The 24,912-nt window shown below is 59.3% G+C and carries 20 protein-coding genes; 16 read left to right on the top strand and 4 right to left on the bottom strand.

Going from position 1 to position 24,912, the window contains the following annotated elements; all coding sequences use genetic code 11:
• Nucleotides 1-39 precede the first annotated feature (39 nt).
• Complete coding sequence (gene crtI / locus HMPREF2849_RS09735) at nt 40-1,740, bottom strand: phytoene desaturase family protein (RefSeq protein ID WP_070600867.1); 1,701 nt, start codon at nt 1,738-1,740, stop codon at nt 40-42.
• 18 nt (nt 1,741-1,758) lie between these two features.
• The gene (locus HMPREF2849_RS09740) at nt 1,759-2,871 is read right to left on the bottom strand and encodes a polyprenyl synthetase family protein (protein WP_049182151.1); all 1,113 of its coding nucleotides are present in this window, start codon (nt 2,869-2,871) and stop codon (nt 1,759-1,761) included.
• Between the two features lie 66 nt (nt 2,872-2,937).
• Between HMPREF2849_RS09740 and metF the strand changes: the two genes are divergently transcribed.
• On the top strand, nt 2,938-3,924 hold the full coding sequence (metF, locus tag HMPREF2849_RS09745; RefSeq protein ID WP_049192942.1) for a methylenetetrahydrofolate reductase [NAD(P)H]: 987 nt from the start codon (nt 2,938-2,940) through the stop codon (nt 3,922-3,924).
• Between the two features lie 3 nt (nt 3,925-3,927).
• Here metF and HMPREF2849_RS09750 read toward each other — a convergent pair whose 3' ends face one another.
• Both HMPREF2849_RS09750 and HMPREF2849_RS09755 read right to left on the bottom strand, forming a co-directional pair.
• A complete protein-coding gene (locus HMPREF2849_RS09750; RefSeq protein ID WP_049192943.1) occupies nt 3,928-4,602 on the bottom strand; it encodes an LppM family (lipo)protein in 675 nt (224 codons plus the stop codon).
• Nucleotides 4,583-5,173 (bottom strand): GNAT family N-acetyltransferase, encoded by a 591-nt coding sequence (locus HMPREF2849_RS09755; RefSeq protein WP_049182147.1) that lies wholly within the window; start codon nt 5,171-5,173, stop codon nt 4,583-4,585. The genes HMPREF2849_RS09750 and HMPREF2849_RS09755 overlap by 20 nt, the downstream gene beginning before the upstream one ends.
• Before the next feature lie 206 nt (nt 5,174-5,379).
• Between HMPREF2849_RS09755 and HMPREF2849_RS09760 the strand changes: the two genes are divergently transcribed.
• From HMPREF2849_RS09760 to ftsZ, 15 genes are all read left to right on the top strand, one after another.
• On the top strand, nt 5,380-5,868 hold the full coding sequence (locus HMPREF2849_RS09760; RefSeq protein WP_049192944.1) for an SAV_6107 family HEPN domain-containing protein: 489 nt from the start codon (nt 5,380-5,382) through the stop codon (nt 5,866-5,868).
• Between the two features lie 230 nt (nt 5,869-6,098).
• On the top strand, nt 6,099-6,542 hold the full coding sequence (locus HMPREF2849_RS09765) for a DUF3040 domain-containing protein (RefSeq protein WP_049192945.1): 444 nt from the start codon (nt 6,099-6,101) through the stop codon (nt 6,540-6,542).
• A 708-nt stretch (nt 6,543-7,250) separates the two neighbouring features.
• Entirely contained in the window at nt 7,251-7,682 is a 432-nt protein-coding gene (gene mraZ, locus HMPREF2849_RS09770; RefSeq protein WP_005510286.1) for a division/cell wall cluster transcriptional repressor MraZ, read from the top strand.
• Nucleotides 7,683-7,941: 259 nt separating this feature from the next.
• Nucleotides 7,942-8,982 (top strand): 16S rRNA (cytosine(1402)-N(4))-methyltransferase RsmH, encoded by a 1,041-nt coding sequence (gene rsmH, locus HMPREF2849_RS09775; protein ID WP_070862930.1) that lies wholly within the window; start codon nt 7,942-7,944, stop codon nt 8,980-8,982.
• Nucleotides 8,983-9,046: 64 nt separating this feature from the next.
• Complete coding sequence (locus tag HMPREF2849_RS09780; protein ID WP_049190478.1) at nt 9,047-9,862, top strand: cell division protein FtsL; 816 nt, start codon at nt 9,047-9,049, stop codon at nt 9,860-9,862.
• Nucleotides 9,863-10,203: 341 nt separating this feature from the next.
• The gene (locus HMPREF2849_RS09785) at nt 10,204-12,114 is read left to right on the top strand and encodes a peptidoglycan D,D-transpeptidase FtsI family protein (RefSeq protein ID WP_049190475.1); all 1,911 of its coding nucleotides are present in this window, start codon (nt 10,204-10,206) and stop codon (nt 12,112-12,114) included.
• A gap of 138 nt (nt 12,115-12,252) precedes the next feature.
• Nucleotides 12,253-13,827: a UDP-N-acetylmuramoyl-L-alanyl-D-glutamate--2,6-diaminopimelate ligase gene (locus HMPREF2849_RS09790; protein WP_070862931.1), complete on the top strand. Its 1,575-nt coding sequence runs from the start codon at nt 12,253-12,255 to the stop codon at nt 13,825-13,827.
• A gap of 132 nt (nt 13,828-13,959) precedes the next feature.
• Nucleotides 13,960-15,486, top strand: a complete 1,527-nt coding sequence (gene murF / locus HMPREF2849_RS09795; protein ID WP_070862932.1) for a UDP-N-acetylmuramoyl-tripeptide--D-alanyl-D-alanine ligase — start codon at nt 13,960-13,962, stop codon at nt 15,484-15,486.
• Nucleotides 15,487-16,593 carry a phospho-N-acetylmuramoyl-pentapeptide-transferase gene (mraY, locus tag HMPREF2849_RS09800; protein WP_016423002.1) on the top strand — a complete coding sequence of 369 codons (1,107 nt, stop codon included), beginning with the start codon at nt 15,487-15,489 and terminating at the stop codon, nt 16,591-16,593.
• Nucleotides 16,590-18,068, top strand: a complete 1,479-nt coding sequence (gene murD / locus HMPREF2849_RS09805; protein WP_049190466.1) for a UDP-N-acetylmuramoyl-L-alanine--D-glutamate ligase — start codon at nt 16,590-16,592, stop codon at nt 18,066-18,068. Before mraY ends, murD begins: the two co-directional genes overlap by 4 nt.
• Nucleotides 18,061-19,560: a putative lipid II flippase FtsW gene (gene ftsW / locus HMPREF2849_RS09810; protein WP_246822151.1), complete on the top strand. Its 1,500-nt coding sequence runs from the start codon at nt 18,061-18,063 to the stop codon at nt 19,558-19,560. The genes murD and ftsW overlap by 8 nt, the downstream gene beginning before the upstream one ends.
• 314 nt (nt 19,561-19,874) lie before the next feature.
• Nucleotides 19,875-21,047: an undecaprenyldiphospho-muramoylpentapeptide beta-N-acetylglucosaminyltransferase gene (gene murG, locus HMPREF2849_RS09815; protein ID WP_070862933.1), complete on the top strand. Its 1,173-nt coding sequence runs from the start codon at nt 19,875-19,877 to the stop codon at nt 21,045-21,047.
• A gap of 13 nt (nt 21,048-21,060) precedes the next feature.
• On the top strand, nt 21,061-22,554 hold the full coding sequence (gene murC, locus HMPREF2849_RS09820; RefSeq protein WP_016422998.1) for a UDP-N-acetylmuramate--L-alanine ligase: 1,494 nt from the start codon (nt 21,061-21,063) through the stop codon (nt 22,552-22,554).
• Nucleotides 22,555-22,558: 4 nt separating this feature from the next.
• Nucleotides 22,559-23,335 carry a cell division protein FtsQ/DivIB gene (locus tag HMPREF2849_RS09825; protein WP_049192950.1) on the top strand — a complete coding sequence of 259 codons (777 nt, stop codon included), beginning with the start codon at nt 22,559-22,561 and terminating at the stop codon, nt 23,333-23,335.
• A gap of 268 nt (nt 23,336-23,603) precedes the next feature.
• Nucleotides 23,604-24,911, top strand: a complete 1,308-nt coding sequence (gene ftsZ / locus HMPREF2849_RS09830; RefSeq protein ID WP_049192951.1) for a cell division protein FtsZ — start codon at nt 23,604-23,606, stop codon at nt 24,909-24,911.
• Nucleotide 24,912: the final 1 nt, after the last annotated feature.

Genomic DNA, 24,912 nt, shown 5'->3' on the forward strand with positions numbered 1-24,912 from the left:
TCAGTGACCACCGGCAGACATCCGGGAGACATTCAGGAGCTAAGGCGTTTCAAACCGCTGTGCCGCAAGTCGTCCAGAAATCATGACCGTCGGCACGCCAACTCCCGGCACCGTCGTCGATCCCGCCAGCGTCAGATTCTTTGGCATCTTCGGAGAGAAGTTGCGGGGACGGAATGGCCCCGTCTGTCGGAACAGATGCGCCAGCCCAAACGGCGAGCCAACGCCCATGTCACGTTCTTGCCACTGTTGAGGGGTATCGATCCGACCGACTCGCCACTTCGTAGAGATCCCGATCAGTCCGCGCCGCTCCAGCTCAGCGGTTATTTTCGCGACGTAGTCCCCACCGATTCGCGACCAAATCAGATTGGCCGACTGCAAGTTGGGGCACGGCGCGAGCACGCTGACAGGCTCCCACTGCACGCCGTTCGCATCTGTGACGATACGCTCCGGCGCGCTCACCGCAGGCCGGGTGACCAGCAATGACGGGTCCGACATTAGCTTTCCATGACGCGGTGACGAGATTTCTTCAAAGGTCTCGTTCCACTTTTCGCCAAACGAAATCAGGTGATGCCGTTTCGGCCACGTCGTCGTCTCCGAAACCGGAATCAGTCCGTGCGCCACCACCGCCGATGGGGAAAATCGAACCGGGAACAGCCGCCGCGCTCCTGTCCGCTTTACGACGCTCCGAAGGCCTCGCCACTTCGATGAGCTACTGGCGGCAGAGGTAGTCGCGTCGTGAAGCCAGCTCTGCACCACAGGTAAATCGGTAGTAGCGATGACGGCATCGGCGGGACGCTCGCCAGTTGCCGTGGTGACGGCGGAGACAAAGCCTGCCTCGTCGAGCTTCAGCCCAGTGACATCAACGCCGAAGTCGATGGTGCCGCCAGCTCGACGGACGGCCTCGGCGAGCAACTCGCTGACGGCGCCTATACCCGACCCGAATGCGGGGGAGTGCGGATAGTAAACCCCCATCGAGGTATCCATGTGGGAAATACAGCCGTAGACCGCACGGGCCTTAGCAGGAGGTACACCTGCGTAAAGCGCCTGGAAGCTGAAAACGCGAGCGAGATCATTATCTCCGAGGAAGGCACGAATCTTAGGTTCGAGGGCCCCGAAGGCACCGAGTCGGAGGAGCGTAGTGAGGTCGCGAAGCGCGCCGGGCCCGGTGAATAGGTCCGTAACGCGGTCAAAGCTGCGGGACATGAAGTTGTCGAAGCAGGCATTGAAGAGAGTTTGCAGCCACGTGCGGAGTTTGCGGTAGCCGGTGACGGTGGAGTCAGAGGCGCCGAAGCGGGCGAGCTCATCGGCCATCATGTCTTCGTTGGAAAACACGTCGAGCCCGCCGCGGGTGGCAAATTCCGCACGGTAGGTGGGCGTGATTGGGGAGGCCGAAAAACCCGGGTCGATATCGCGCGCGTAGAGGCCGACGGCGGCGAGGGCATCGTCGACAAGCGAGGGCATGGTCCATACAGTTGCGCCAGTGTCGAAGACTGCGATGAGCGATTGCTCGTCGACGTCGACGGTGACGGGTTCACTGGCGCAGCGTCCGCCGACGAAACTTTCCCGCTCGACAACGGTGACATCGTAGCCATCGGCGATGGCGTAGAGCGCGGCGGTAAGTCCGGACAGGCCTGCGCCGATGATGGTCAGTCGTGGTTTGGCGCCCTTATGAGGACGAGTGATCGCACGTCGCAGACGCGGGGAATTACTGAGGGCACGAGTGGGGGAAGCAGCGGGCATGACTACGCAACACCTGGTCTAATGCTGACGAGCGGTGGCGCGAACGCCCATAGCAATGAGGTTCTCGCGCGAGGTTGCAGGCAGGTCTGCATTCTCGATAGTGGAGAAAGCGCGGCTGGTCAGGCGGTCAATTTCACGTTCGACAGCATCGGCAGCTCCGGATTCAGCGATAAGATTGCGTAGCTCATCGATTTCTGCAGCAGACGAGACTGTTCCCAGGCGTTCATCGATAAAGCGGGCCTTTTCAGGTGCGGAATCGCGGTAGAGGCTCAAAGCCTGGCCGACCAGGACGGTTCGCTTGCCCTCGCGGAGGTCATCGCCGGCGGGCTTGCCCGTGACTTCGGGATCACCGAAAACGCCAAGCTGATCGTCGCGGAGCTGGAATGCCACGCCGATATCGCGGCCGAAGCTGCGGTAGGCCTCAACCAATTCCGCTGGCGCGCCGGCAATCGCGGCACCAATGTGGAGAGGCCGCTCGATGGTGTAGGCGGCGGTCTTGAACAGATTGATTTTCTCAGCGGTCTCGACGCGACTGTCCCGGCTGGCTTCGGCCGTGATATCGAGCAGTTGGCCGCCAAGTACTTCAGTGCGCATAGCCCGCCAGGGGACAAGTGCGCGGGTTAGTGCCTCCGAGCTGAGACCTGAAGAGTGCATCATGTCATCAGCCCAGGTCAAAGCGACATCGCCAATGAGAATTGCGGCCGAAATACCGAAGCGGTCGGCGGCTCCATTCCAGCTATTGGCCTCGTGCTTGGCCTCGAATACCTTGTGGATAGTCGGTGCGCCACGGCGCGTATCAGCGTCATCGATGATGTCGTCATGAATGAGTGCGCAGGCTTGAATGAGCTCCAGGGCACTCACCGCGTTCATCACAGCCTGGGAATCCTCTGCTGGGGAGAAACGGCCTTCGAGTCCGCCTGCTCCCAACCACCCCTGCCAGGCGAAGGCTGGACGCACGCGCTTGCCCCCATTGAGGACGAAGGAGTGGAGCGAATCTATGGCCTCGGTGTACACCGCATCGACCGACGCGACATCGTCGCCACGGCTTTTGAGGTAATTCTCCAGCGTTTTGGTAACAGCAGCTGGTACTTCGCGGGGCTGCAGCGCGGCCAAATCCAGTTCTTCGCTCATGTGAGCCTCTCGTCGATGACGGGTAATGCTGACTCAAGAATAGGACACCGCTTAGTATGAGTGACTATGTCCTCAACAATGCCACTGTCGCCAGGCCGCCAAGTGACGATCCGCCAGGCTCTTTCAATGCCGAGCGCGGGCAGTATTCCCTTCTCGGTCGAGTTCATGCCTCCGCGTGACGACGCGGCCGAGGAACGTCTTCTCCGAGCAGCTGAGGCTTTCCATGATCTTGGCGCCTCCTTTGCATCGGTGACATACGGCGCCGGTGGTTCTAGCCGCGACCGCACCCTGCGAATCGCCCAGCGCGTTTCGAAGCAGCCGCTTACAACGCTTGTGCACCTGACATTGGTAGAGCACACCGTCGACGAGCTGCGAGAAATCCTGCGTTCTTACCTCAGCGCGGGGCTGACGAATCTGCTCGTTCTGCGTGGCGATCCGCCGGGAGACCCCCTCGGTCCTTGGATGGAGACCGAGGGTGGTCTGCACTACGCCAGCGAGCTGATTGAGCTGATTAAGGCCGAGCCGGAGTTCGAAAAATTTGAAATCGGCATTGCGTCGTTCCCGGAAGGACACTACCGCTCGCCAGATTTGGACCATGACACGCAGTACACGCTGGCCAAGCTGCGCGCGGGAGCCGAATACTCGATTACTCAGATGTTCTTCGATATTGAGCACTACTTGCGCCTTCGAGACCGCCTGGTGGAAGCCGACCCAGTGCACGGTGCCAAGCCCATCATTCCGGGGCTGATGCCGATTACGTCGCTGCGCTCAGTGCGCAGGCAGGTTGAGCTCTCAGGGGCTCAGTTGCCATCCGATTTGGAGGAACGCCTGATTAAGGCAGCAGATGGTGACGAGCAGGCCAATAAGGATGAGATTCGCAAGATTGGTATCGAGTTTTCGACCAACATGGCAGAGCGTCTCATCGCCGAAGGCGTGCCGGGGCTGCACTTTATGACTATGAACTTCGCCCGCGCCTCCCAGGAGGTTTTGCACAACCTCGGCATGGCACCCGCATGGGGCACCGGCCAGGATATGCTGCGCGGCGGTTTTTAATTGCTAAAAGTCCTGCATGTCGCGGATTCTTCGCGCCCACAGGACGCCTAGTACTGAAGCCAGGACACCGGCGGCTGTGGTCACACCGGCAAACAAGAGGAATTGATTCCGCTTGGTGGATCCAGCCGGCGACGAAGCCCATACATTATGGTTCTCGCCACTGGCGAGCTGCCACTCCACCTTGTTCGGTTCGGTCTGGCGGCCATTGGAGTCAGTAACCTGCTCCGGGAACGCGACGACGAAATCAACCTTCGCGCCGGGCAGGTGAGTCAAATCCATGTGACCGTTCATCGAAATCTTGCCGCCACCGGTACGGTCTAGGTCGATGTCTATGCGATCGTCGGAAAGCTGTCGGAGCGTATCGGTGAGTTCAATGAAGTGCAGCTCGTTGAATGAGACTTCCATCTTTCCCGTGGAGGAGTCGATTTCTCCCTGTGAGACGCGGTCGGAGAGATCTTCCGGCACTTGCCACTGCTCAAATTGGGAACGGACTTCCTCCGTGGGCGTTACGTGAATTGTGCCCGAGACCCTGTCATCGCCGGAAATGGTAATGCCAGCCTGCGCGTCAAAGCAGCCGCTGAGCGGCAGGACGGCGGCAATCCCTGCCATTGCTGTGGCAATGCGCAGAGGCGAAAGCCGTCGACGTGGTGTGGAAGGTTCACTCGGTGATGATGTCACGGGGAAGATCTACTCCTAGAACTGCAAAGGGACGGGAGTCCCCTGTGAAATAAAAGTTCCTTAAAACATCCTTGAAACCAAATTGGCGGTAGAGCTGCCATGCCCTATTGGCCTCATTCGGGTATTCCGGCGTTGACAACAGAACTCGCGTCTCTGGGCGGGAATCGACCAACTCGCGGAGCAGCCGTTTACCGAGTCCCCGTCCCTGAAAGCTGGGATGTATGTGAATCTCAGACAGTTCGGCGTAGTTTCCCAAGAGCTTGACGACGTCCGGTAGCGAGCGCCCGTCCATGAGCAGTCCATCTCTTACCTGGCGATACCACCAGTGCGTGTCCAATCCTGTGCGGCAGTAGCCGATGCCAACCAACCTGCAGCGCGGGTCGCGGAGAGCCTGGGCAGGGGAGAGCTCTTCGGGGTGAGCTATGGCTGCAGCAGCCATGAAGCCGGGTTGAGTGGTTTGCTTCTGCCATTCATGGAGACGACCGGGCAAGATTGCGGGGTTGTACTGCATCGCGGTGATGTAGAGAGCCACTGCTTCTTGCAGGCGGAGATTGAAGTCTCCTGCTGTCATCGGAACCACGCTGTATTTCACAGTGACCAGATTAGCGACTTAGACGAACTTAGTTGTGAGATTACTGCAATAACATCGGGTCGAACAGGTGTTCGAAACTGTGTCTGGCGCAGTCCGGGGTTGGGGATAAATTGCAGTCAATCCCGCTAAGGAGAAGCGGAAAATCTGTGCTCATGTGAATGCTGTGTGAAAGGAGAAGCAGGGCGGTGGCAAGGTCGAACGTGGTGGAGTTTAGGGCGATTTCGCAGTCGGGTTCGGTCGCCCCGGTCGGTGTCTCAAAGCAATCGCTGGAGCTGCTGGGGCGGGCAGAGGCTCTGCTAGTGAATGCTCGGAATGCTGGCTCTGATGAGATGCTGGAGCTTTCCTACTGTGCGGCACTGCGCTGCGCAGGCGCGCTGTTGAATCGCGACGATGCATCGGTGGCTGGGGGTTCTGGCTCGGGCTCTCGTTCGGGCTCAGCAGTTAGGCGTCGTCGTTCGGCAACACAGAGTGCCTGGTTGCGTTTAAGGAAAGAGCAGCCCGAATTTGATAGCTGGGTCACCAAATTCGAGCAGTTCACCGCGCTGCGTGAGGAAGTCCGGTTAGGTATTTCGCGTCGCATTGACTCGCGGCGGGCACAGGAGTTGTGGGATTTAAGTTGTGCATTCTTGGGGGCTGTCCGGGCCGAGCTGGGTGTTCTGCCCGCGGCTGCGTAAGCCGGTGGGAGCATGTTAGAGCGTTGCTTTCCTAAATAAATGGGGGATTGTTGGGATTCATGGAACAATAGGGGTGAGTCACCCGTTGAAGGGGTAAGAATGAAGCTAACGGACGCCGCGTTAGCAGCAGGTGGCCTGTGATTAACTTTGCTGTACCGGCACTGTTAGTTGAAGGGTCGAGGCTCGCCAGTATCGCGGTGGGCAATGCTCAAGTAGGCGATGGAGGAATTGTGGGACTATCTGAGCACGAACAGCGGATGCTCGACGAAATCGAGTCTGCACTCTACGCTGAGGATCCTAAATTTAGTTCGACGATGGCCGGAAATGCGTTCAGCTTTCCGGAGAAAAACAGCGCCCCCCGTGGGTTTTCGATCCAGGTTTTTGCGCTCATGCTCCTTGGTCTGCTGATGCTGATTGGCGGCGTCGCTCTTTTCTCTGTGAGCAATTGGTTCATTGTGTTGTCGGTAGCCGGCTTTGGTCTTATGTTCGGTTCCGGCGTTTGGGCTCTGACTGGCGCCGGTAGGCAGGAGAAGTCTAGTTCTGCTTCGGGGCTGAACTTTGGAAAGTCTAAGTCCGGGGCGGCAAAGAGTCGTCGAGGAGCCTCGGGTGGTCGTGGTTCCTCTGGTGACTCCACGTTGGAATCGCGTTTCCGTGGCCGCTTCGAGGGGCGTTAGGGGACAGGCCTTAAAGATAAAAAGTGAGGGCAAGCCAGCGGTGGCTTGCCCTCACTTTTTTGTTTTTCTAGACGCGAATCGTCTCCACAAGATCTCACCCACTTTGCCCCACCACGAGTCCCCACTTTCCCCCACTTAGCCATTGGGATGGAGGAATTCTTATCTGCAGTCGTTGCCGGCATTCCTGAAAGTTTGGCTCCGGCGAAACAAAGTTGCAGTTCAGCGGGCTAAGTCCGGCGACCAGGTTGAATCTGGATAGTTTTTAGTAGGTAAGTGGTGTGTATTGGGGTGCAGGCCGCCTGTTGTTAACTATGTGGTTGGTGTGGCGTCGTTATCTGTGGGGTTGCGGGTGGGTGCCCCACTTTTTGTTCACACTTTAATTGTCGACGATTTTCTTTAAAAGCCCATGTCAACTGGGTTAAATCAGATGTCGCAGCGGTGGGGTTGCGCTGATATTGTGGCTATTTTTCTCCTTCTTATGTTGATAGTGGCAGATAGTGGGGTAAAGTGGGGCGTGATGTTGATTGAGGTTGGTCAACATTGCAGAAGTGAATATCCGATTTGCGCTTAAAGTTTGGCGAGATTTTGGCACGGCGGGAAAAGCACGGCCCTCCGGCTCTGCTTGAAGGCAATGCCTAAATCCCCGGATTCGGTAAGCGTTTGTGCGTTGACATTGAGGTTGACACGGGGATAGGAGGCCAGTGACGCATGTTTCTGGGCACCTATACTCCGAAACTTGATGACAAAGGGCGCCTGACGTTGCCGGCGAAGTTCCGCGAGGATCTCGCAGGTGGCCTGATGGTCACTAAAGGGCAGGATCATTCTCTGGCGGTGTATCCGAAAGAGGAGTTCGTCAAACTAGCTCAGCGGGCCACTAAGGCCTCTCGTACGAATGCCAAGGCGCGAGCTTTCATTCGAAATCTTGCGGCGAGCACCGATGAGCAGCGCCCCGATGGTTCCGGGCGAATCACGTTATCGATGGATCACCGTCGGTACGCGAATCTCTCCAAAGAGTGTGTGGTTATCGGTTCTATTGACTTTCTGGAGATCTGGGACAAAGAGTCCTGGGAGGCCTACCAAGCGGAGCATGAAGCTGATTTCTCCGAAGGTGAGGATGACTCGCTGTTCGGCGTTTTATAAACCGCTTGGAATAACCGAAAAGAGGGAATGTCCGCATGGACTCTGCCTGATAGCCCCTGGTGTACTTCCCCGATACCAGGTTCTGTCAGGCGGGGCCCTGTGAACATCCCCGCTTTTTGTTTAAGCACCGATAGCAGCATTCCCAGTAGTGCACATGAGGTGCGGTCTGGTTGCTGGCGCGGCACTCGTCGTCAAGCAAACCGGGAATACACTCGATAGATTCTCTGACCAGTGCAAACATACCCGGTGAGGAGGGGAAATGAACGGATCGGCGCCTGCGGATGATCGCAAGTCCGGCGAGTTTGGTCATGTCCCCGTTTTGCTTCATCGAGTAACTGATTTGTTGCGCCCGGGCATCGAGGCACTGGGTGACGACGCAGTAGTTGTCGACGGCACTCTTGGTGCCGGTGGACACACGGAATACCTGTTGGAGCAGTTCCCGAAGCTCTGCGTTGTTGGACTCGATCGCGATGACAATGCATTGCGAGGGGCAGAACAACGTCTCGCGCGCTTCGGTGATCGCTTTGTAGCCTTCCGTGTGCGTTTCGATTCGCTCGCCGAGGTGCTCAGTGGTGAGATTCCTGCAGCCGCTGGTGGAAGTGGCGCGGAGGACATTCTCGCCCGCGCCGCTGAGAAGGGCATTGCAGGTGCGCTTTTCGATCTCGGTGTTTCCTCGATGCAGCTTGACCAAGTCAATCGTGGATTCGCCTACCGAGTCGACGCCCCGCTGGACATGCGCATGGATGCAAGCCAGGGGATTACCGCAGCGGATGTGCTCAATACCTATTCGCACGGTGATATCGCGCGCATCCTATCGACTTACGGCGACGAGCGCTTCGCCGGCAAGATCGCCTCGGTAGTCCTGCGTGAGCGGGAGAAGGAACCGTTTACGACCTCCGGTCGTCTGGTCGAGCTGCTCTACGAAACCATTCCGGCGGCATCTCGCCGCAAGGGCGGACACCCGGCCAAGCGTACGTTTCAGGCTCTTCGTATCGAGGTAAATCGTGAGCTTGAAGCTCTGGAAAATGTACTGCCACAGGTCTGCAATGCACTCGCAGTCGATGGGCGTGCAGTGTTCATGAGCTACCAGAGTCTGGAAGACCGCATCGTCAAGAAGGACTTTGCGGAGCGCGTGAAGTCGACAACCCCACCGGGGCTCCCGATGGAGCTTCCGGGGCATGAACCGCACTTTGCTCTCATCACGAGAGGTGCGGAGAAGGCGTCGGCAAGCGAGATCGAAGACAACCCCCGAGCCGCACCGGTGAGAGTTCGCTGTATCGAGCGGATTCGAGCCGATTGACCCAAACCTTTCAACCGCACCAAACGCACCCTTAACGATCTAAGTACTGGGAGAACTTTCGAGCATGGCAACGACAATCACGGAGCACGCCCCCACCCGGCGCACCTCCCGCGGCGCATCTGCAACCGTCGCCGGTGCCAAGACGAAGACTCGTCAGCGCGGTCGCAGCGCCCGCACGAAACAGGATCTTTATCAGCGCCGGCGGTTTGGGCGCACAGGTTCTCAGCAGGTCATCTCGGTGCGTGGGCGTCGCGTTACGACGTCCTCGAGGGATAACCACAAGTTTGCCGGTGCGGCCGTGATGATTATTCTCGTCGTTGCCGGAATCGTGGCGGCGATGTGGCTGTCGGGTATTTCGACCTCGACATCCTTGCAGCTGGATGCTGCGCAGACCAAGGAAAAGGAGCTGCGTAACCAGCTGGAGGTGCTCGAGCGGGATGTTGCTTACATGAAGTCAACCGGTGCTATCGCGCAGCGTGCTGTGGAAGAGGGCATGGTCAATCCGGAGCAGCCTGCCGTTTTGACGACTGATCCGGAAGGCAAGGTCGTGGAAGTGCGACCGGGCGATGAGAAGCAGCAGAAGATTATCGACCTCAACAGTGAGTCGCCGAATGTTCCGCATGCGCCGTCGTCGAACCCGAAGGACACCGAGAATGTTCCGGGGATGCAGGCACCGGCCATTGAGGAAGCGCACCCACGTCCGAACGGGTTGCCGGCAACCGCTCCGTATGCGCCGCAGAACCATGAGCCCGCACCAGCACCTGCGCCGGCTCCGGCACCCGCGCCTGAGGCTGAAGCGCCAGCGCCAGCCCCAGAAGCGCCAGTCGCGGCGCCGGAAGCACCGGAAGCTCCGGCACCCGAGCCAGCTCCAGCACCGTAGGAACTTAGAAAACAAACTGGGCCAAACTGGCCAACTGTCCGATATTCTGGCGGTTCCACTGTTTCTGGTCAGTCGACTGTAGACTAATTAATTCAGTACTCGCGATGGCAGGGAATACCGCCTAACGTTATCGCGCGCGGGAGAATCGACTTAGTAGAAAGCACTAGCGCATGATTCGATCTGAAGACGACTACCCCAACCGTGGAGGGGGGTATGACTTCGGCGAACGTGCTTACCGAATTACATCCCGTGAGCGCAGAGGCCAAAGTCGCGTTCGGGATGGTCAGCGCAGCCGGGGGCTCGATGCTAAAACCAACCGAAGCGTGCCCCCGCGCGAAAAAATGCGCATTAGTAATAAGGACTTCATCCGACGTCGCAACTGGCTGCAGTTTATAGGCGCTATCGCAGTTGTAGTGCTGGTCTCCCGTTTGGCTTGGGTGCAGCTCGTCGCAGGTCCTGACCTGTCGGCGGCGGCGCAGAATCAGCGCACGGTGGAAGTTGTTGATGCAGCTCGGCGCGGTGCGATTCTCGATCGTAACGGAGCTCAGCTTGCCTTCACTATGGAGGCACGCAGTATTACCGTTCACCCGAACACTTTGCGCAAGTGGATTGGGGACGCCCATAAGCAGCGCCCGGATGATGTCGCTACCTACGATGAACGCCTCGAGCAGATCGCCAAGGATTTGCCGAAGCTACTCGACGTGGCCGACATCGACGCGGAGAAGTCGGGAAGCAGTCGCCGTCGTCAAGCGGAACCCGAAACCGAGGAGAACTCGGTGATGAGCGCGCCGTCCCGGGTGAGCTCGAAGGACATTCTGGAGAAGCTGCGCAATGAGGACAGCACCTATGAGGTGCTCGTGCGTAATGTCGACCCGGACAAGGCCGCTGCCATCGTGGAAAAGTATCCGGAACTGGTGGCGGAGCGTCAGGATATTCGCCAGTACCCGAATGGGGCGACGGCGGCTAACGTCATCGGCAAGATTGGCATGGATGGCGTCGGCCAGTTCGGCTTTGAAGCCTCTCGTGATGCCACTTTGCAGGGTATTAACGGTGGCAAGACCATTGATATCGCCTCTAACGGTGTGGCAATCCCGGGATCCACGCGCGATGTCCACGCAGCTGTGGACGGTACGACTTACGAGCTGACCCTGGACCTCGACATGCAGTACTTTGTCCAGCAGCAGGTCAACCAGGCGAAGGCCAACTCGGGAGCGAAGGATGCGTCGGCAGTCGTGCTCGACGCGAAGACCGGCGAAGTGCTTGCAATGGCGCAGGCGGACACGGCTAACCCGAATAAGGATATGGGGGCCGAGCTCGAAGAGGGGCGCACTATCGGAAACTCCGCTGTATCGAACCCATTTGAGCCGGGCTCTGTAGCAAAGATTATTACCGCAGCGGCCGCTATCGAAGACGGCAAGACCACACCGGATGAGGTTCTGCAGGTTCCGGGCACGATTGATATGGCGGGTGTCACCGTGCGCGATGCATGGGAGCACGGCACGGAAGCTTTCACGACGACCGGTGTATTCGGCAAGTCCTCCAATGTCGGCACCCTAATGCTGGCAGAGCGTTTGGGTCAGGACCGCTTCGCTGAGATGCTGCATCTCTTCGGGCTGGGGCAGTCCACGGGTATCGAGTTGCCCAGTGAATCGTCCGGCTTGGTGCCGCAGCGTCCGCAGTGGTCCGGCGGTACATTTGCGAACCTGCCCATTGGTCAGGGTATGGCCATGACACTGCTGCAGATGACAGGAGTTTTCCAGGCAATCGCCAACGATGGCGAGCGCATCCCGCCGCGTATGATTCGTTCGACAATTTCCCCGGACGGCACGAAGACGGCAACAGAGCGCCCGGAAACAGTGCGTGTGGTTAGCCCGGAGACCGCCCAAACTGTGCGCGCCATGTTTGAAGGCGTTATGCAGTCTGATCCCACGGGGCAGCAGTCGGGTACCGCTGCCGGAAATAGTATTGAGGGGTATTCGCTCACAGGCAAGACAGGTACGGCGCAGAAGGTTGACCCCGACACCGGCGCGTACTCGAATTCCAAGTACTACATCACGTTTGCAGGCATCGCGCCTGCCGACGATCCCCGTTTTGTCATTGGCATCATGCTTGACGAACCCCAGCGTGGTGTTCATGGTGACGGCGGTCAGTCAGCAGCCCCACTGTTTAAGGACATCGCCGCTTGGGCGCTTAACCGCTACAACGTACCGCCGTCGCCACCCCGCGAAGGCAAGTTGTTGCTGCAGCCGTAACGAGGTCACCACCACAATGAAGTTACCGCGACAGCACTAATACACAGACTTTTATTACTTTGGTTTCTGCAAAGTGAATCTCTTGAATTTTTCCAATTTGTTGTACACCAACGACTGACTTGAAAGAGGGAACAGCCAATGACCGCCACCCTTGCGAAATTGTGTAACCTCGCGCATGGCCGACTTGACGGCATTACCGAATCCGCGGCGGCAGGAGCGGATATCGCCGCGATCGAACTCAACGCTGCCGAAGTGCCTGAAGGCGGAATGTTTGCTGCCGTCCCAGGTACTCGCACGCATGGTGCGCGCTACGCGCAGCAGTCGGCTGCTACAGCGATCCTGACTGATGAGGAAGGTCTGAAAATCCTGCGGGAAGCAGGGGAGACTCGCCCAGTCCTGGTTGTCGACGATGTCCGGGCCGTCATGGGGCACGTTGCTGCAGAAATCTACGATCATCCCTCGGATTCACTGACCATCATTGGGGTTACCGGCACCTCTGGCAAGACCACCACGACCTACATGCTGGAGGGCGCGCTGCTGGCAGCTGGATGCTCGACAGGCATCATTGGTACTACCGGCACGCGCATCAATGGCCGTGCCGTTCCGTCGAGCCTGACTACCCCAGAGGCTCCAGCCCTCCAGCGCCTGTTCCACCAGATGCTCTCCGAGGGTGTGACGCACGTTGTCATGGAGGTTTCTTCCCACGCACTGTCGTTGGGACGTGTAGACGGAGTCAGTTTCGACGTCGGCTGTTTCCTCAACCTCTCGCAGGATCACCTGGACTTCCACAAGACCTTGGAAGAGTATTTCCAAGCCAAGGCCAAGCTCTTTGATCCTGAAGGTCCGACACATGCACCGAAGGCTGTCGTGTGCATCGACGACGACTGGGGTGTCCGCATGGCAGATATCGCTGCCGGCGACCCGGATGTCCAAGTCACCACTGTCCATACTCAGCATCGCGTAACCGACAAGACGCCAGCTGCCGAGGTCTTTGCAGAATGGCACGCCGCTGCAGCCACTGTCGCCACTAACGGTGTCCAGCATGTGGAGCTAACGCGAAACAACACTGACACAGTTGAGGTGGAAGTTCCTCTGCCGGGTGCTTTCAACGTTGCCAATGCCGCAGTCGCATGGGCTGTGCTCGATGCGATTGGGCATGCCAATGACGCGGCCAAGAGCGGTCTGGCACAGGTGCGTGTGCCAGGCCGCATGGAGCGCATCGATCGCGGACAGGACTTCCTGGCTGTGGTGGACTATGCCCACAAGCCAGCCGCAGTAGCTGAAGTGTTGGCCACCTTGCGTGCACAGACCGAAGGTCGCGTGCTGGTTGTCGTCGGCGCCGGTGGCGACCGCGATAGTGCCAAGCGTCCAATTATGGGAGCTGAGGCTGCATGCGGTGCCGATGTCGTCATCATCACCGATGACAATCCACGCTCCGAGGTGCCCTCTGAAATCCGTGCGGCCGTGGTCGCCGGTGCGAAGGAAGCGGTTGCCAGCGGCGAGGCCAGTTCTGACACGGTTGTTGAGGAAATCGGCGATCGCGGCCAGGCAATTCGCCGTGTCGTCGAGCTCGCCCACAGCGGCGACAGCATCGTGGTGGCAGGCAAGGGACACGAAACCGGCCAGGATATCGGTGGCGTAATTCACCCGTTCGATGACCGTGAACAGCTGGCCGAAGCACTCACACAGCGACTGGAGGGATCCGCTGATTGAGATTGCTGAAATCGCTGAGGAAGCGCACCACCTGACATGCCTACCGCGAACCATTCGCGGTAGGCGAATAAAATCAAGAAATCATCCTTTACTAGGCGCCTGGAACTCTAACCAACAAGGACTATAGACATCATGATTGCCCTGACCGCCGCGGAAATCGCTCACATCGTGGGAGGTGAACTCGCCCACGTCGATGATGACGCCACAGTGACTCAGCCCGCAGAATTCGACTCCCGAAAGATTCGCGAAGGCTCGCTCTTCCTCGCCCTGCCGGGCGCGCGTGTCGACGGCCACGACTTCATCGATCAGGCTGTAGCAGCTGGAGCGCCGATGGCACTGGCGGCACGAGATGTTGGGCAACCTGCGGTCGTCGTCAAGCCCCTTGGTAAGCAGGACTCCAATGCCGACGCATTTGCACACGATCCGGATGGTTCCGGGGCAGCGGTGCTGGAAGCGCTTGGTAAGTTGGCGCGTTACGTCGTCGACGAGCTGAAGAAGGATCAGCTGCATGTCGTCGGTGTGACGGGTTCGGCGGGAAAGACGTCGACGAAGGACATGATGGCGACGCTGCTGCGTACCGACGGTCCGACGGTGGCGCCGAAGGGGTCGTTTAATAACGAAATTGGGCATCCGTACACGGTGCTGCAGTGCACTCCGGAGACGAAGTACCTGGTTGCGGAGATGAGCGCACGCGGAATTGGGCATGTGGCCCACCTGGCGCGCATCGCGCCACCGACGATCGGTGCGGTGCTCAATGTTGGCACGGCGCACCTTGGTGAGTTTGGCTCGCGCGAGGCAATCGCGCAGGCTAAGGGCGAGCTCGTGGAAGCGCTGCCGGCTGCGGAGCAGGGCGGTGTGGCCGTACTCAATGCCGACGATGACTACGTCACTGGCATGGCTCCGCGTACCCAGGCGAAGGTGGTGTTCTTCTCTGCCGATGAGAACTCCGAACGCCACGCAACCGCGGATTACCGCGCCACGAATGTGCAGCTCGATGATTTTGCTCGTGCATCTTTTGACCTGCATGTACCGGATGGGCGTACATTCCCGATCCAACTGCAGGTCTATGGTGCGCACCAAGTGGCCAATGCCCTGGCGGCGATTGCGGTGGCAGTGGAGTCCGGTATTGATGCTGAGCAGGTCGCAAAGGCGATGGCTGCGCATGTGGCAGCGTCAGAGCGGCGCATGGATGTCCAGCAGCTCACTGGCAATATCGTCGTAATTAACGACTCCTATAATGCCAACCCTGATTCGATGCGTGCGGGGATTGACGCTCTGGCACGTACAGCAGCTGGCCCAACGCACCAGGACGCCTCATCGTGGGCCGTGCTGGGACAGATGGGTGAGCTTGGCGATTCCGCTGAAGATGAGCACTCGTCGCTTGGCGAGTACCTTGTGGGCCGCGGCATCGATCGACTAATTGCAGTCGGAGAGAGTTCTAATGTGCATGCCCTGGCCGACAAAGCGGAAGAGTTGGGGTTAAATACTTCTAGGGTGCCGGATACATCCACTGCCGCGGATTTGGTGGCGGCCGAGGTGCGTCCGGACGATGTGGTGTTAGTCAAGGCCTCCTATGCGGACGGTATGTGGCGGGTCGCGGACTCGCTGGCTGCCAAGGTTGGTACTACGCCCGAAGGTGAAAGCGGAGAGGAAAAGTAAGTGATTCAACTTATTCTCAGCGGTGCGATTGCATTTCTGGTGAGTGTCTTTTTAACACCAGTGCTTATTCGCAAATTCTCTGCTGAAGGTCTTGGCCAGGAGATCCGTGAAGAAGGGCCGAAGAGCCACCTGCGCAAGCGGGGAACTCCGACTATGGGCGGCATCGCCATCATCGCCGCAATCGTCGCTGGTTATTTCCTCTCACACCTCGTTACGTATATCCAGACTGGCGTGGGGCCGTCCGCCTCCGGTCTGTTGGTGATGTTCCTGGTTCTGGCGATGGGCGCATTGGGTTTTGCCGATGACTTCATCAAACTCTACAAAGGACGCAACCTGGGGCTGAACAAGACAGCGAAGCTGGTTGGGCAGCTGGCGGCAGCGCTGATTTTCGGCGTGCTGCTGCTGCAGTTCCCGGATGCATCTGGCTTGACTCCCGGTTCGACGAGCTTGTCGCTGATTCGAGATATTCCGTTCCTGAATCTGGCACCGGGGCCTGTGTGGTTCGGCATGATTGTCTTCCTGGTATTTGTCTTCATCGTCATTGCCGCATGGACGAATGCCGTCAACCTCACTGATGGCCTTGACGGCCTGGCCGCTGGCGCCACCGCGCTGCTACTGGCCACCTACACGCTGATTTCCTTCTGGCAGTTCCGTAACTCTTGCGAGGCTTCGCTGGGCAGCGGTTGCTACAACGTCCGCGATCCGCTGGATATCGCCGTTATTTCCGTCGCGGGTCTGGGCGCCTGTTTGGGCTTCCTGTGGTGGAATGCAGCGCCGGCAAAGATCTTCATGGGAGATACCGGTTCGCTGGCTCTTGGCGGTTTGGTAGCGGGTCTGTCATTTGTCACCAAGACTGAGCTGCTGATGGTTATCATTGGCTTCATCTTCGTGATGGAAGTTGCTTCCGTGGCAATCCAGATTGCGGTTTTCCAAACGACTGGCAAGCGCGTATTCCGCATGGCTCCTCTCCATCACCACTTCGAAAACGGAGGTTGGGCGGAGACAACTGTTGTCGTTCGCTTCTGGCTACTCGCAGGCATTTTCAACATGATTGGCGCAGCCATCTTCTACAGTGACTGGCTCTCTCAGGTAGGCGTATTTCAATGATTAACTCACCAGACCCGACCAACCTCACCGATATCCGAAATCTCGACTTAGTCGCTACGGTGCGCTCTGGTCGAGTTCTGGTGGCAGGAGCCGGAGTTTCCGGTCGCGGTGCCATTGCGATGCTCAAGGACATCGGCTGTCCGGAAGTTGTCGTCGTGGACGATTCCGCTCTCGGCGCACTGGTTGCCGCTGACTTTTCGGTTCGGCATGTCACGACCGCAGACGCTCGCGACGAGCTTGCCGACGCGGTTGCGATTGTGACCTCGCCAGGGTGGCGTCCGACCAGTCCGCTGTTCGGCGCCGCCGCTGAGGCCGGTGTCCCGGTATTCGGCGATGTGGCGCTGGCTTTCGCCGGCGACTGTGCCCAGCTGTGGGGGCCGAAACGTACCTGGCTGGTAGTCACCGGCACTAACGGCAAGACCACAACCACCTCCATGCTGGCCGCCATGCTCGGGGAACAGGGCGCAGCTGTGGGCAACATTGGTGTGGCTCTGTACGACGCACTGACTGCTGAGCCTCGTATCGAGGTCTTGGCCGCAGAGCTGTCCAGCTTCCAGCTGCACTGGGCTCCAAACATTCGCCCAGATGCGGGAGTACTGCTGAACCTGGCGGAAGACCACATCGACTGGCACGGTTCTTACGAAAACTACGGTCTGGACAAGACCCGTGCGCTGCGCGGTACTGTCGCAATCTACGGTGCGGATGACGCAGATGTCGTCGAGCACGTGGAAAAGATGCTGAAAAACGACGAGCTCGGCAACTCCGTCGTGGGCTTTACCGATGGTCCCCCGGAGGCACACCAGGTCGGAGTTCGCGACGGCATGATTGTCGACCGCGCTTTTGGCGGCGGCGATGCCGCAGCTGACGACTCTGGTCCGGGCATTGTCATCGCACCGGTAGCGGGAATTTCTCCTCCCGGCCGGGCAGGTGTTCTCGACGCGGTGGCCGCCACTGCGATGGCGCGCAGTATCGGTACCTCACCGGAGCAAATTGCAGCGGCATTGGAGACTTTCGAAGTTCGCGCACACCGCGGTCAGATTGTCCATAAGGCAAATGATGTCGTGTGGATTGATGACTCCAAGGCCACCAACCCCCACGCTGCCGACGCTGCACTGTCCGGTCATGAGCGTGTCGTTTGGATCGTCGGTGGTCAGCTCAAGGGCGCGGAAATCTCTCCGCTAGTGGCGAAGCATGCTCATCGCCTGCAGGCCGCCGTGGTTCTGGGCGTCGATAGGCAACTAGTCAGCGATGCGCTCTCCCGCATCGCACCTGCTGTGCCGGTCGTTGTCATTGATGACACCGACAAGGTTGATGCCATGGCAAAGGCCTGTATGGCAGCTAGTGAATATGCCAACCCTGGGGATGTGGTGCTGTTGGCACCAGCTGCCGCCAGCTTGGACATGTACTCCGGAATGGCTGAACGTGGCGACTTGTTCGCGCAATGGGCGCAGAAGGTGACGTCAACTGATGGATAACTCCCGCAAGGCTCGTAATTTAAGCGCTAGTGCCGCGACGGCACAAAAGGGGACGAAGGCTACCAGTTCACAGCGGCCCTCGTCGTCTAGCTCTAGTGCTCGAGAGCGGCCGGCGTGGGTGGAGCGTTTTAACGACTGGAAGTCGCGTCCGCTGTTCGACTACCACCTACTGATGATTATCGTCGCGCTGCTGACGTCAATCGGACTGGTGATGGTGCTGTCGGCATCCATGGCCAGCGCGGGTAATGACTCGGGCAGCGTGTGGTCGGTGTTCATCCGTCAGCTGGTCATGGTGGTGGCGGGTCTCATCTCCATGTGGATCGTGCTGCGAATGCGGGTGGAATTGATTCGCTCGCTATCGACAGCAGCGCTGATTTTGTCCTTTGTGCTGCTGGTTTTGGTGATTATCCCTGGTATCGGCATCGGCCTGGAGGAAACCGGTGCGCGTTCGTGGCTGAGTATTGGTGGTATCACCATGCAGCCGTCAGAAATCGCGAAGATCGCGCTGGCACTGTGGGGTTCGAAGCTGCTGGCTGAAAAGGTCCGCACTGCTGTGTCCTATACCGATTTGTTCGGGCTGTTCGGTGCGGTCAGCTTCGTGGTATTGGCACTGGTGATGCTGCAGCGTGACCTCGGCATGGTTGCTTCCATGGCGTTCGTCGTGGTGGCGTTGGCGTGGTTCGCTGGCCTGCCGCGCGTATTCATCACCGGGCTGCTTGCCGCTGCGGCTTTCGCCCTGGTGATTTTTACCGTCACCGCGGGTTTCCGTTCGGCGCGAATCAGGGTCTACTTGGACTCGCTGCTTGGTAACTTCAACGACGTGCAGGGCGATGCCTACCAGTCCTACCAAGGCTTTCTTTCGCTTGCCGACGGCTCTCTCACCGGTGTCGGTCTCGGTCAGTCGAGCGCGAAGTGGGGATACCTACCGGAGGCGAAGAATGACTTCATTTTCGCCATTATCGGTGAGGAGACTGGTTTCCTCGGCGCGCTGATGGTTATTTTGCTCTACGCAGCGCTCGGCTGGGTGGGACTTCGTATCGCCGGTCGTCAGAACGATCCGTTTCTCCGTCTGCTCGCGGGCACGATTACTGCTGCAACCGTGGTGCAGGCTTTCATCAACATCGGCTACGTCGTTGGTGCGTTGCCAGTGACTGGTCTGCAGCTGCCGCTGATTTCCGCCGGTGGTACATCGGCGATGGTGACGTTGTTCTCGATGGGTCTGCTGGCCACATGTGCCCGCCACGAATCGGAGGCAGTCTCTGCAATGCAGACTTCGGGACGTCCGGGGCTGGACAGGTTCCTGGGTATTCCGGAACCAATCCCGTATGACGAATCGCGTCGCCACGCGCCGAAGGTGCGTGCCCATCGCGATCCGCAACGCTTTGGTCCGCCCGTGGTGACCAGTGGAGCGCGTACTCCACGTGGCGAGGGGGCGCAGGTGCGGGAAACCTACAGTGGCCGAGCTGACCGACCCCAACCGGGCCGGCCGTAGTGGAGGCAGCCGCAGTGGCCGAGGTGCCACCCCGCAGCGTGGCTTCCGAGCGTCCGGAAGCTCCGGAAACTCGGGCAGTGTTCGTGGCCGCGAAGTGGATTATTCCCCTCGTAGTGACGACGGACGGACGCGGGGTTTTACAGCGAGGTCGCCGCGGACTGGACGGTCACAGGGCTCCTGGTCGTCGTCAAGCTCAGGCCGGGGCAGTAGGATTCGGGGCGAAGGTCGTGGCGGACAGTCGCGTTCGCGCCAGCGCCCGGGCCGAAACAATAGGAACGGCGGTTCAGCACCGCGGAGGAGGAATCGATAACACCATGGCAGACAAGAATCTGGGCGCAGCCGCTGGGGCGAAAGGCGCTTCGGAGTCTGAGCAGTTTCTCAAGGAAGATGGCTCTGCTCCGACCATTGTGGTGGCCGGCGGTGGTACGGCTGGCCATATCGAACCTGCACTGGCAGTAGCGGATGCGATTTTGAAACTGCAGCCGGATGCCCGCGTCATTGCACTCGGTACGAATCGGGGGTTGGAGTCAACCCTCGTACCGGCGCGAGGCTATGACCTAGAGCTGATTCCGCCAGTGCCGGTGCCGCGCAAGCCGACTGCGGATTTGTTCAAGCTGCCTCTCAACGTCGCTCGTGCGGTGCGTGAGACCCGCAAGGTTTTCAAGCGCATTGACGCTGATGCGGTCATCGGCTTTGGTGGCTACGTATCGGCACCGGCCTACATGGCGTGCCGTGCGGGGAAGAAGATTCCGTTCCTGGTTCACGAGGCCAACGCCCGTGCGGGCCTGGCCAATAAGCTCGGTGTCGCACTCGGGGGCGTCGGTTTGGCTGCCGTGACTGGCTCTGGCCTGAAGGCCGAGGTTGTTGGCAATCCCGTGCGTGCCAGTCTCGCGGTGTTGGACCGCGACGCCAAGCGTGCCGAAGCCCGCGAGTTCTTCGGTTTACCGCAGGAGGGTCCGGTGCTCTTTGTCACCGGTGGTTCGCAGGGGGCACGTTCCATCAACGAAGCTGTTACCGGTGCAGCCGCAGAGCTCGCCAACGCCGGTGTATCTGTACTGCATGCCTACGGCAAGAAGAATCACGTCGAGGTCGAGGCTATCCGCGAGGACGCCCCCTATGTCGCTGTGCCGTACATCGACCGGATGGATCTGGCGTACTCCGCCGCCGACCTGATTTTGTGCCGTTCCGGTGCGATGACGGTGGCTGAAGTCTCAGCTGTCGGCTTGCCTGCGGTGTACGTTCCGCTGCCACACGGAAATGGGGAACAGGCGCTCAACGCCACCGATGTCATCGATGCTGGTGGCGGTATTCTCATCGCCGACGAGTCGCTGACTGCGGCATCAGTTTCGGATATCGTGATTCCGCTGGTCACGTCCCCAGAAAAGCTTGCCGACGGGCGCCGCGCCCTGGCCAACATTGGACATGGTAACGCTGCGGAGAACATCGCCCGTCGGGTGCTGTCTGCGGCTGTGAACTCTAAGAAGTAAAGCGAGCATAAACATGAACGTTAATTTCGATGACTTTCAGCCGGTAACGGGAGAGCTGCCCGCAAGTGTCCACATGATTGGCATTGGCGGTGCCGGTATGTCCGGTATCGCTCGCATCCTGTTGGCGCGTGGCATTCGTGTTACCGGTTCCGATGTCAAGGAGTCCCGCGCGGTGGTGGGACTACGTGCGATGGGAGCCACCATCGCCATTGGGCATGACCGTGCGAATCTCGAGCTTGCTGGCGAGGGAGAGCTGCCGGACGCAGTGGTCATTTCCTTCGCTGCTATCCCGAAGACGAATCCGGAGCTGGCCGGTGCACATGAGCTGGACATTCCGGTGCTCAAACGCTCCGATGTGTTAGCGCTGTTGATGCAGGACTCCAAGGCTCTCCTGATCGCCGGTACTCACGGCAAAACCTCGACTACATCGATGACCGTCGCCGCTTTGCAGGCAGCTGGTTTGGATCCGTCTTTTGCCGTTGGCGGTCTGATGAGCAAGGCCGGTGTCAATGCTCACCAGGGCAGTGGCGATGTCTTTGTTGCTGAGGCCGATGAGTCGGATGCCTCGTTGTTGACCTACCAGCCGGAAGTGGCCGTAATTACCAACATCGAGCCCGATCACCTTGACTTTTTCGGTGACGACGAGACCTACTACGCCGTCTTTGACGCTTTTGCAGAGCGCATTAAGGATGGCGGTCATCTGGTCATCTGTGCTGAGGATCCGCATGCGGCCGCATTGGGCGAGCGCGCGGTGGAGCGCGGCATTAACGTGCTGGCTTATGGTGGGGAAGAAGCCTTGGCTCAACACCCGACGCTGCCGGTCGGTGCCGTTTTGCACGGCTGGACTCCGGTCGGTGGTGGTGCCCGCGTGGAGGCCACTGTTGGCTCGACATCGGTGAGGTTTGAACTTCATCAGCCCGGCCGTCACATGGCGCTCAACGCGCTGGCTGCAATGGTCGGTGGCGACTGCGTCGGGGCAGATTTGGGGCGTATGGCGCGCGGTCTCGGTGAATTCACCGGTGTCCGTCGCCGCTTTGACTACCACGGCAGTATCGGCGAGGGGCCATTTGTTGGCGCTCGTATCTACGACGACTACGCGCATCACCCGACCGAGGTCTCCGCAGTTCTCGGCGCAGCTCGGGAGTTGGTCACCGAGGCCGGTCGTGGCAAGGTCATCGCTGTGTTCCAGCCTCACTTGTACTCGCGTACTCGCAACTTTGCCGACGAGTTCGCTGCCGCCCTGTCTCTGGCGGACAAGGCCGTATTGCTCGATGTCTTCGGCGCCCGCGAGGAGCCACTGCCGGGCGTCGACGGCGCGCTCATTGCCAACAAAATGACCATCCCTGTGACGTATGAGCCGCATTTCACCAGCGTCCCGGCTCGCGTTCGCGAAATCGCCGAACCGCACGACGTCATCCTGACCATCGGCGCTGGCTCTGTGACGATGCTTGCCGACGAAATCGTGCGCGAGCTCAGCGGAGACAACGACGAACAGGTGGAGTCGTAGCACTGTGAAAACCAGCCGAAAGCAATCTCAGCAGACCGACGGTGCAGACCGGGGCACAACAGCGTCGCGGCGTCGGCGTTCAGCGCGCGCCCCGCGACGCGGCTGGCTCATCGGCGGTGGCCTGGTCGCGATTATCGCCATCGTTGCAGCGGTGGTGTGGTTTTCGCCGTGGCTGGTTGTGAAAAACATCGATGTTGAAGGCGTCGTCCACGGGGATAAAGACGCGATTGTCGAGGCCAGTGGTATCTCCGAGAATCAAAAGCTCATTCGCTTGGACACGGATGCCTCAGCGCGCTCCGTGGCGGGGCAGCCGTGGGTCGATAGCGTGACTGTCAGTCGTTCGTGGCCGCAGGGCGTGACTATTTCGGTACGGGAATTCACCCCGGTGGTGTTTGTCCGTGCCACTGACGGAGAGCATCTGTTTTCCGCAAATGGTCAGGAGTTCGTCACGGCAGCCCCGCCGGCGGGTGTCATCGAGGTTGTTGATGCACCTCGTGTGGATGAGCCAACAGACGGCAAAGTTGACCCCGAACCGCGCGTTATCAAGGCGGTTTTGAACGTCGTCAAGGCGTTGCCAGAGCCCGTTGCACACCGTGTGGAGCGGATTAGCGCTCCTTCCGAGGCAGAGATCAAGCTATTTCTGACCGATGGATACGAGGTGTACTTCGGGTCCTCGGATAATGCGGCAGAAAAGGCACGCGCGACGGAGATTGTGCTGAACCGTGGCGAGAAGATTTGGAATGTCTCCAACCCTCGACTACCCGCTGCTAAGGGAGAGTAGAGAATGGTGGTGTCTGGAGTGATTTCTGTGGCTAAACACTATCCCTCAAGTGCAGGTTTAAGGTAGCGACACGCGCTAAAAGGTCGCTGAATTATTTGCAGTTTTCGACCACAATGGGGTCAACAGCTTTTCGGCCATGATGCACTTCTTCCGTGCGGTGTCATGGAGAGCTGTACTGCCCGGCGGTGCCAATGCTGTCGTGCGGCCCATGTGCAACGTGGCTAGATGAAATTATTTAGGACCTATAGGAAAGGGCGAGAAACGCGCAATGACCTCCCCGAATAACTACCTCGCCGTTATCAAAGTCGTCGGTGTCGGCGGCGGTGGCGTCAATGCTGTCAACCGCATGATCGAGGAGGGGCTGAAGGGTGTCGAATTTATCGCAGTCAACACCGACTCGCAGGCCCTGATGTTCTCCGACGCTGATGTCAAGCTCGACATTGGGCGTGAGGCAACTCGTGGTCTGGGAGCTGGCGCTAACCCCGAGGTTGGCCGCACTTCCGCGGAAGACCACAAGGACGAGATTGAAGAGACCCTCAAGGGCGCCGACATGGTCTTCGTTACCGCAGGTGAGGGCGGTGGAACCGGTACCGGTGCAGCTCCGGTTGTCGCGAGCATCGCCAAGAAGTCCGGTGCCCTGACTGTTGGTGTCGTAACCAAGCCGTTCGACTTCGAGGGCAAGCGCCGTGCACGCCAGGCCGCCGAGGGCATTGAAACCCTCAAGGAGGTCTGTGACACCCTTATCACCATTCCGAACCAGCGTCTGCTGCAGATTGGTGAACAGGATCTGTCCATGATGGACGCGTTCCGCTTCGCCGACGAGATTCTTTACAACGGTGTCCAGGGTATTACTGACCTGATTACCATTCCGGGCATGATTAACGTCGACTTCGCCGACGTCCGCTCGGTAATGGCTGAGGCTGGCTCGGCTCTGATGGGCGTTGGTTCCGCACGCGGCGACGACCGTGTGATGAACGCCGCTACTCAGGCCATTAACTCCCCGCTGCTGGAGTCCACCATGGATGGTGCACAGGGTGTGCTTATTTCCGTCGCCGGTGGCTCCGACCTGGGCTTGATGGAGGTCAATGCCGCCGCGTCCATCGTGGAGGAAAAGGCTGACCCGGATGCCAACATCATCTTCGGTACCATCATCGACGACAACCTCGGTGACGAAGTTCGCGTCACTGTGATTGCTACCGGTTTTGAGCAGGGTAACGGAAACCCGCTGGACAAGCCAGCCGCAGGTGCCGCTGCACGTCCGGCTACACAGGATGCCGAGGCGCGTCCGGCCGCTGAGCAGGCACCGCGACAGGGCAGCGCACTGCCGGGCGGTGACAACCTCGGCGCTCCGGCCCCGCGTGTGGAGGAAGAGCGCCCGGTCGCACAGCCGCGCGAGCGTGAGGATCGCGACCGCTTTGTCCCGCGCACCAACCCGAACAGCGGTGGTCTGTTCACCGATAACCCGACACCGCGTACGCAGGAAAACCGCAACTACCGTGGTGCTCACCGCGATGACCGCGACGACCGTCGTGGCGGCTACCAGGCTTCCAGTGACCTGCCGGAGTGGGGCTTCTAAG

Origin of the sequence: Corynebacterium sp. HMSC073B01 (genome assembly GCF_001838255.1) — a bacterium.
Lineage (GTDB): Bacteria > Actinomycetota > Actinomycetes > Mycobacteriales > Mycobacteriaceae > Corynebacterium > Corynebacterium jeikeium_D.

Coding starts and splice junctions, on each gene's coding strand:
- metF (WP_049192942.1), top strand. CDS start 2,938: ATGTCCTCAACAATGCCACTGTCGCCAGGCCGCCAAGTGACGATCCGC.
- mraZ (WP_005510286.1), top strand. CDS start 7,251: ATGTTTCTGGGCACCTATACTCCGAAACTTGATGACAAAGGGCGCCTG.
- murG (WP_070862933.1), top strand. CDS start 19,875: ATGGCAGACAAGAATCTGGGCGCAGCCGCTGGGGCGAAAGGCGCTTCG.
- HMPREF2849_RS09790 (WP_070862931.1), top strand. CDS start 12,253: ATGACCGCCACCCTTGCGAAATTGTGTAACCTCGCGCATGGCCGACTT.
- HMPREF2849_RS09740 (WP_049182151.1), bottom strand. CDS start 2,871: ATGAGCGAAGAACTGGATTTGGCCGCGCTGCAGCCCCGCGAAGTACCA.
- murD (WP_049190466.1), top strand. CDS start 16,590: ATGATTAACTCACCAGACCCGACCAACCTCACCGATATCCGAAATCTC.
- murC (WP_016422998.1), top strand. CDS start 21,061: ATGAACGTTAATTTCGATGACTTTCAGCCGGTAACGGGAGAGCTGCCC.
- HMPREF2849_RS09780 (WP_049190478.1), top strand. CDS start 9,047: ATGGCAACGACAATCACGGAGCACGCCCCCACCCGGCGCACCTCCCGC.
- rsmH (WP_070862930.1), top strand. CDS start 7,942: ATGAACGGATCGGCGCCTGCGGATGATCGCAAGTCCGGCGAGTTTGGT.
- HMPREF2849_RS09755 (WP_049182147.1), bottom strand. CDS start 5,173: ATGACAGCAGGAGACTTCAATCTCCGCCTGCAAGAAGCAGTGGCTCTC.
- HMPREF2849_RS09785 (WP_049190475.1), top strand. CDS start 10,204: ATGCGCATTAGTAATAAGGACTTCATCCGACGTCGCAACTGGCTGCAG.
- ftsZ (WP_049192951.1), top strand. CDS start 23,604: ATGACCTCCCCGAATAACTACCTCGCCGTTATCAAAGTCGTCGGTGTC.
- crtI (WP_070600867.1), bottom strand. CDS start 1,740: ATGCCCGCTGCTTCCCCCACTCGTGCCCTCAGTAATTCCCCGCGTCTG.
- ftsW (WP_246822151.1), top strand. CDS start 18,061: ATGGATAACTCCCGCAAGGCTCGTAATTTAAGCGCTAGTGCCGCGACG.
- murF (WP_070862932.1), top strand. CDS start 13,960: ATGATTGCCCTGACCGCCGCGGAAATCGCTCACATCGTGGGAGGTGAA.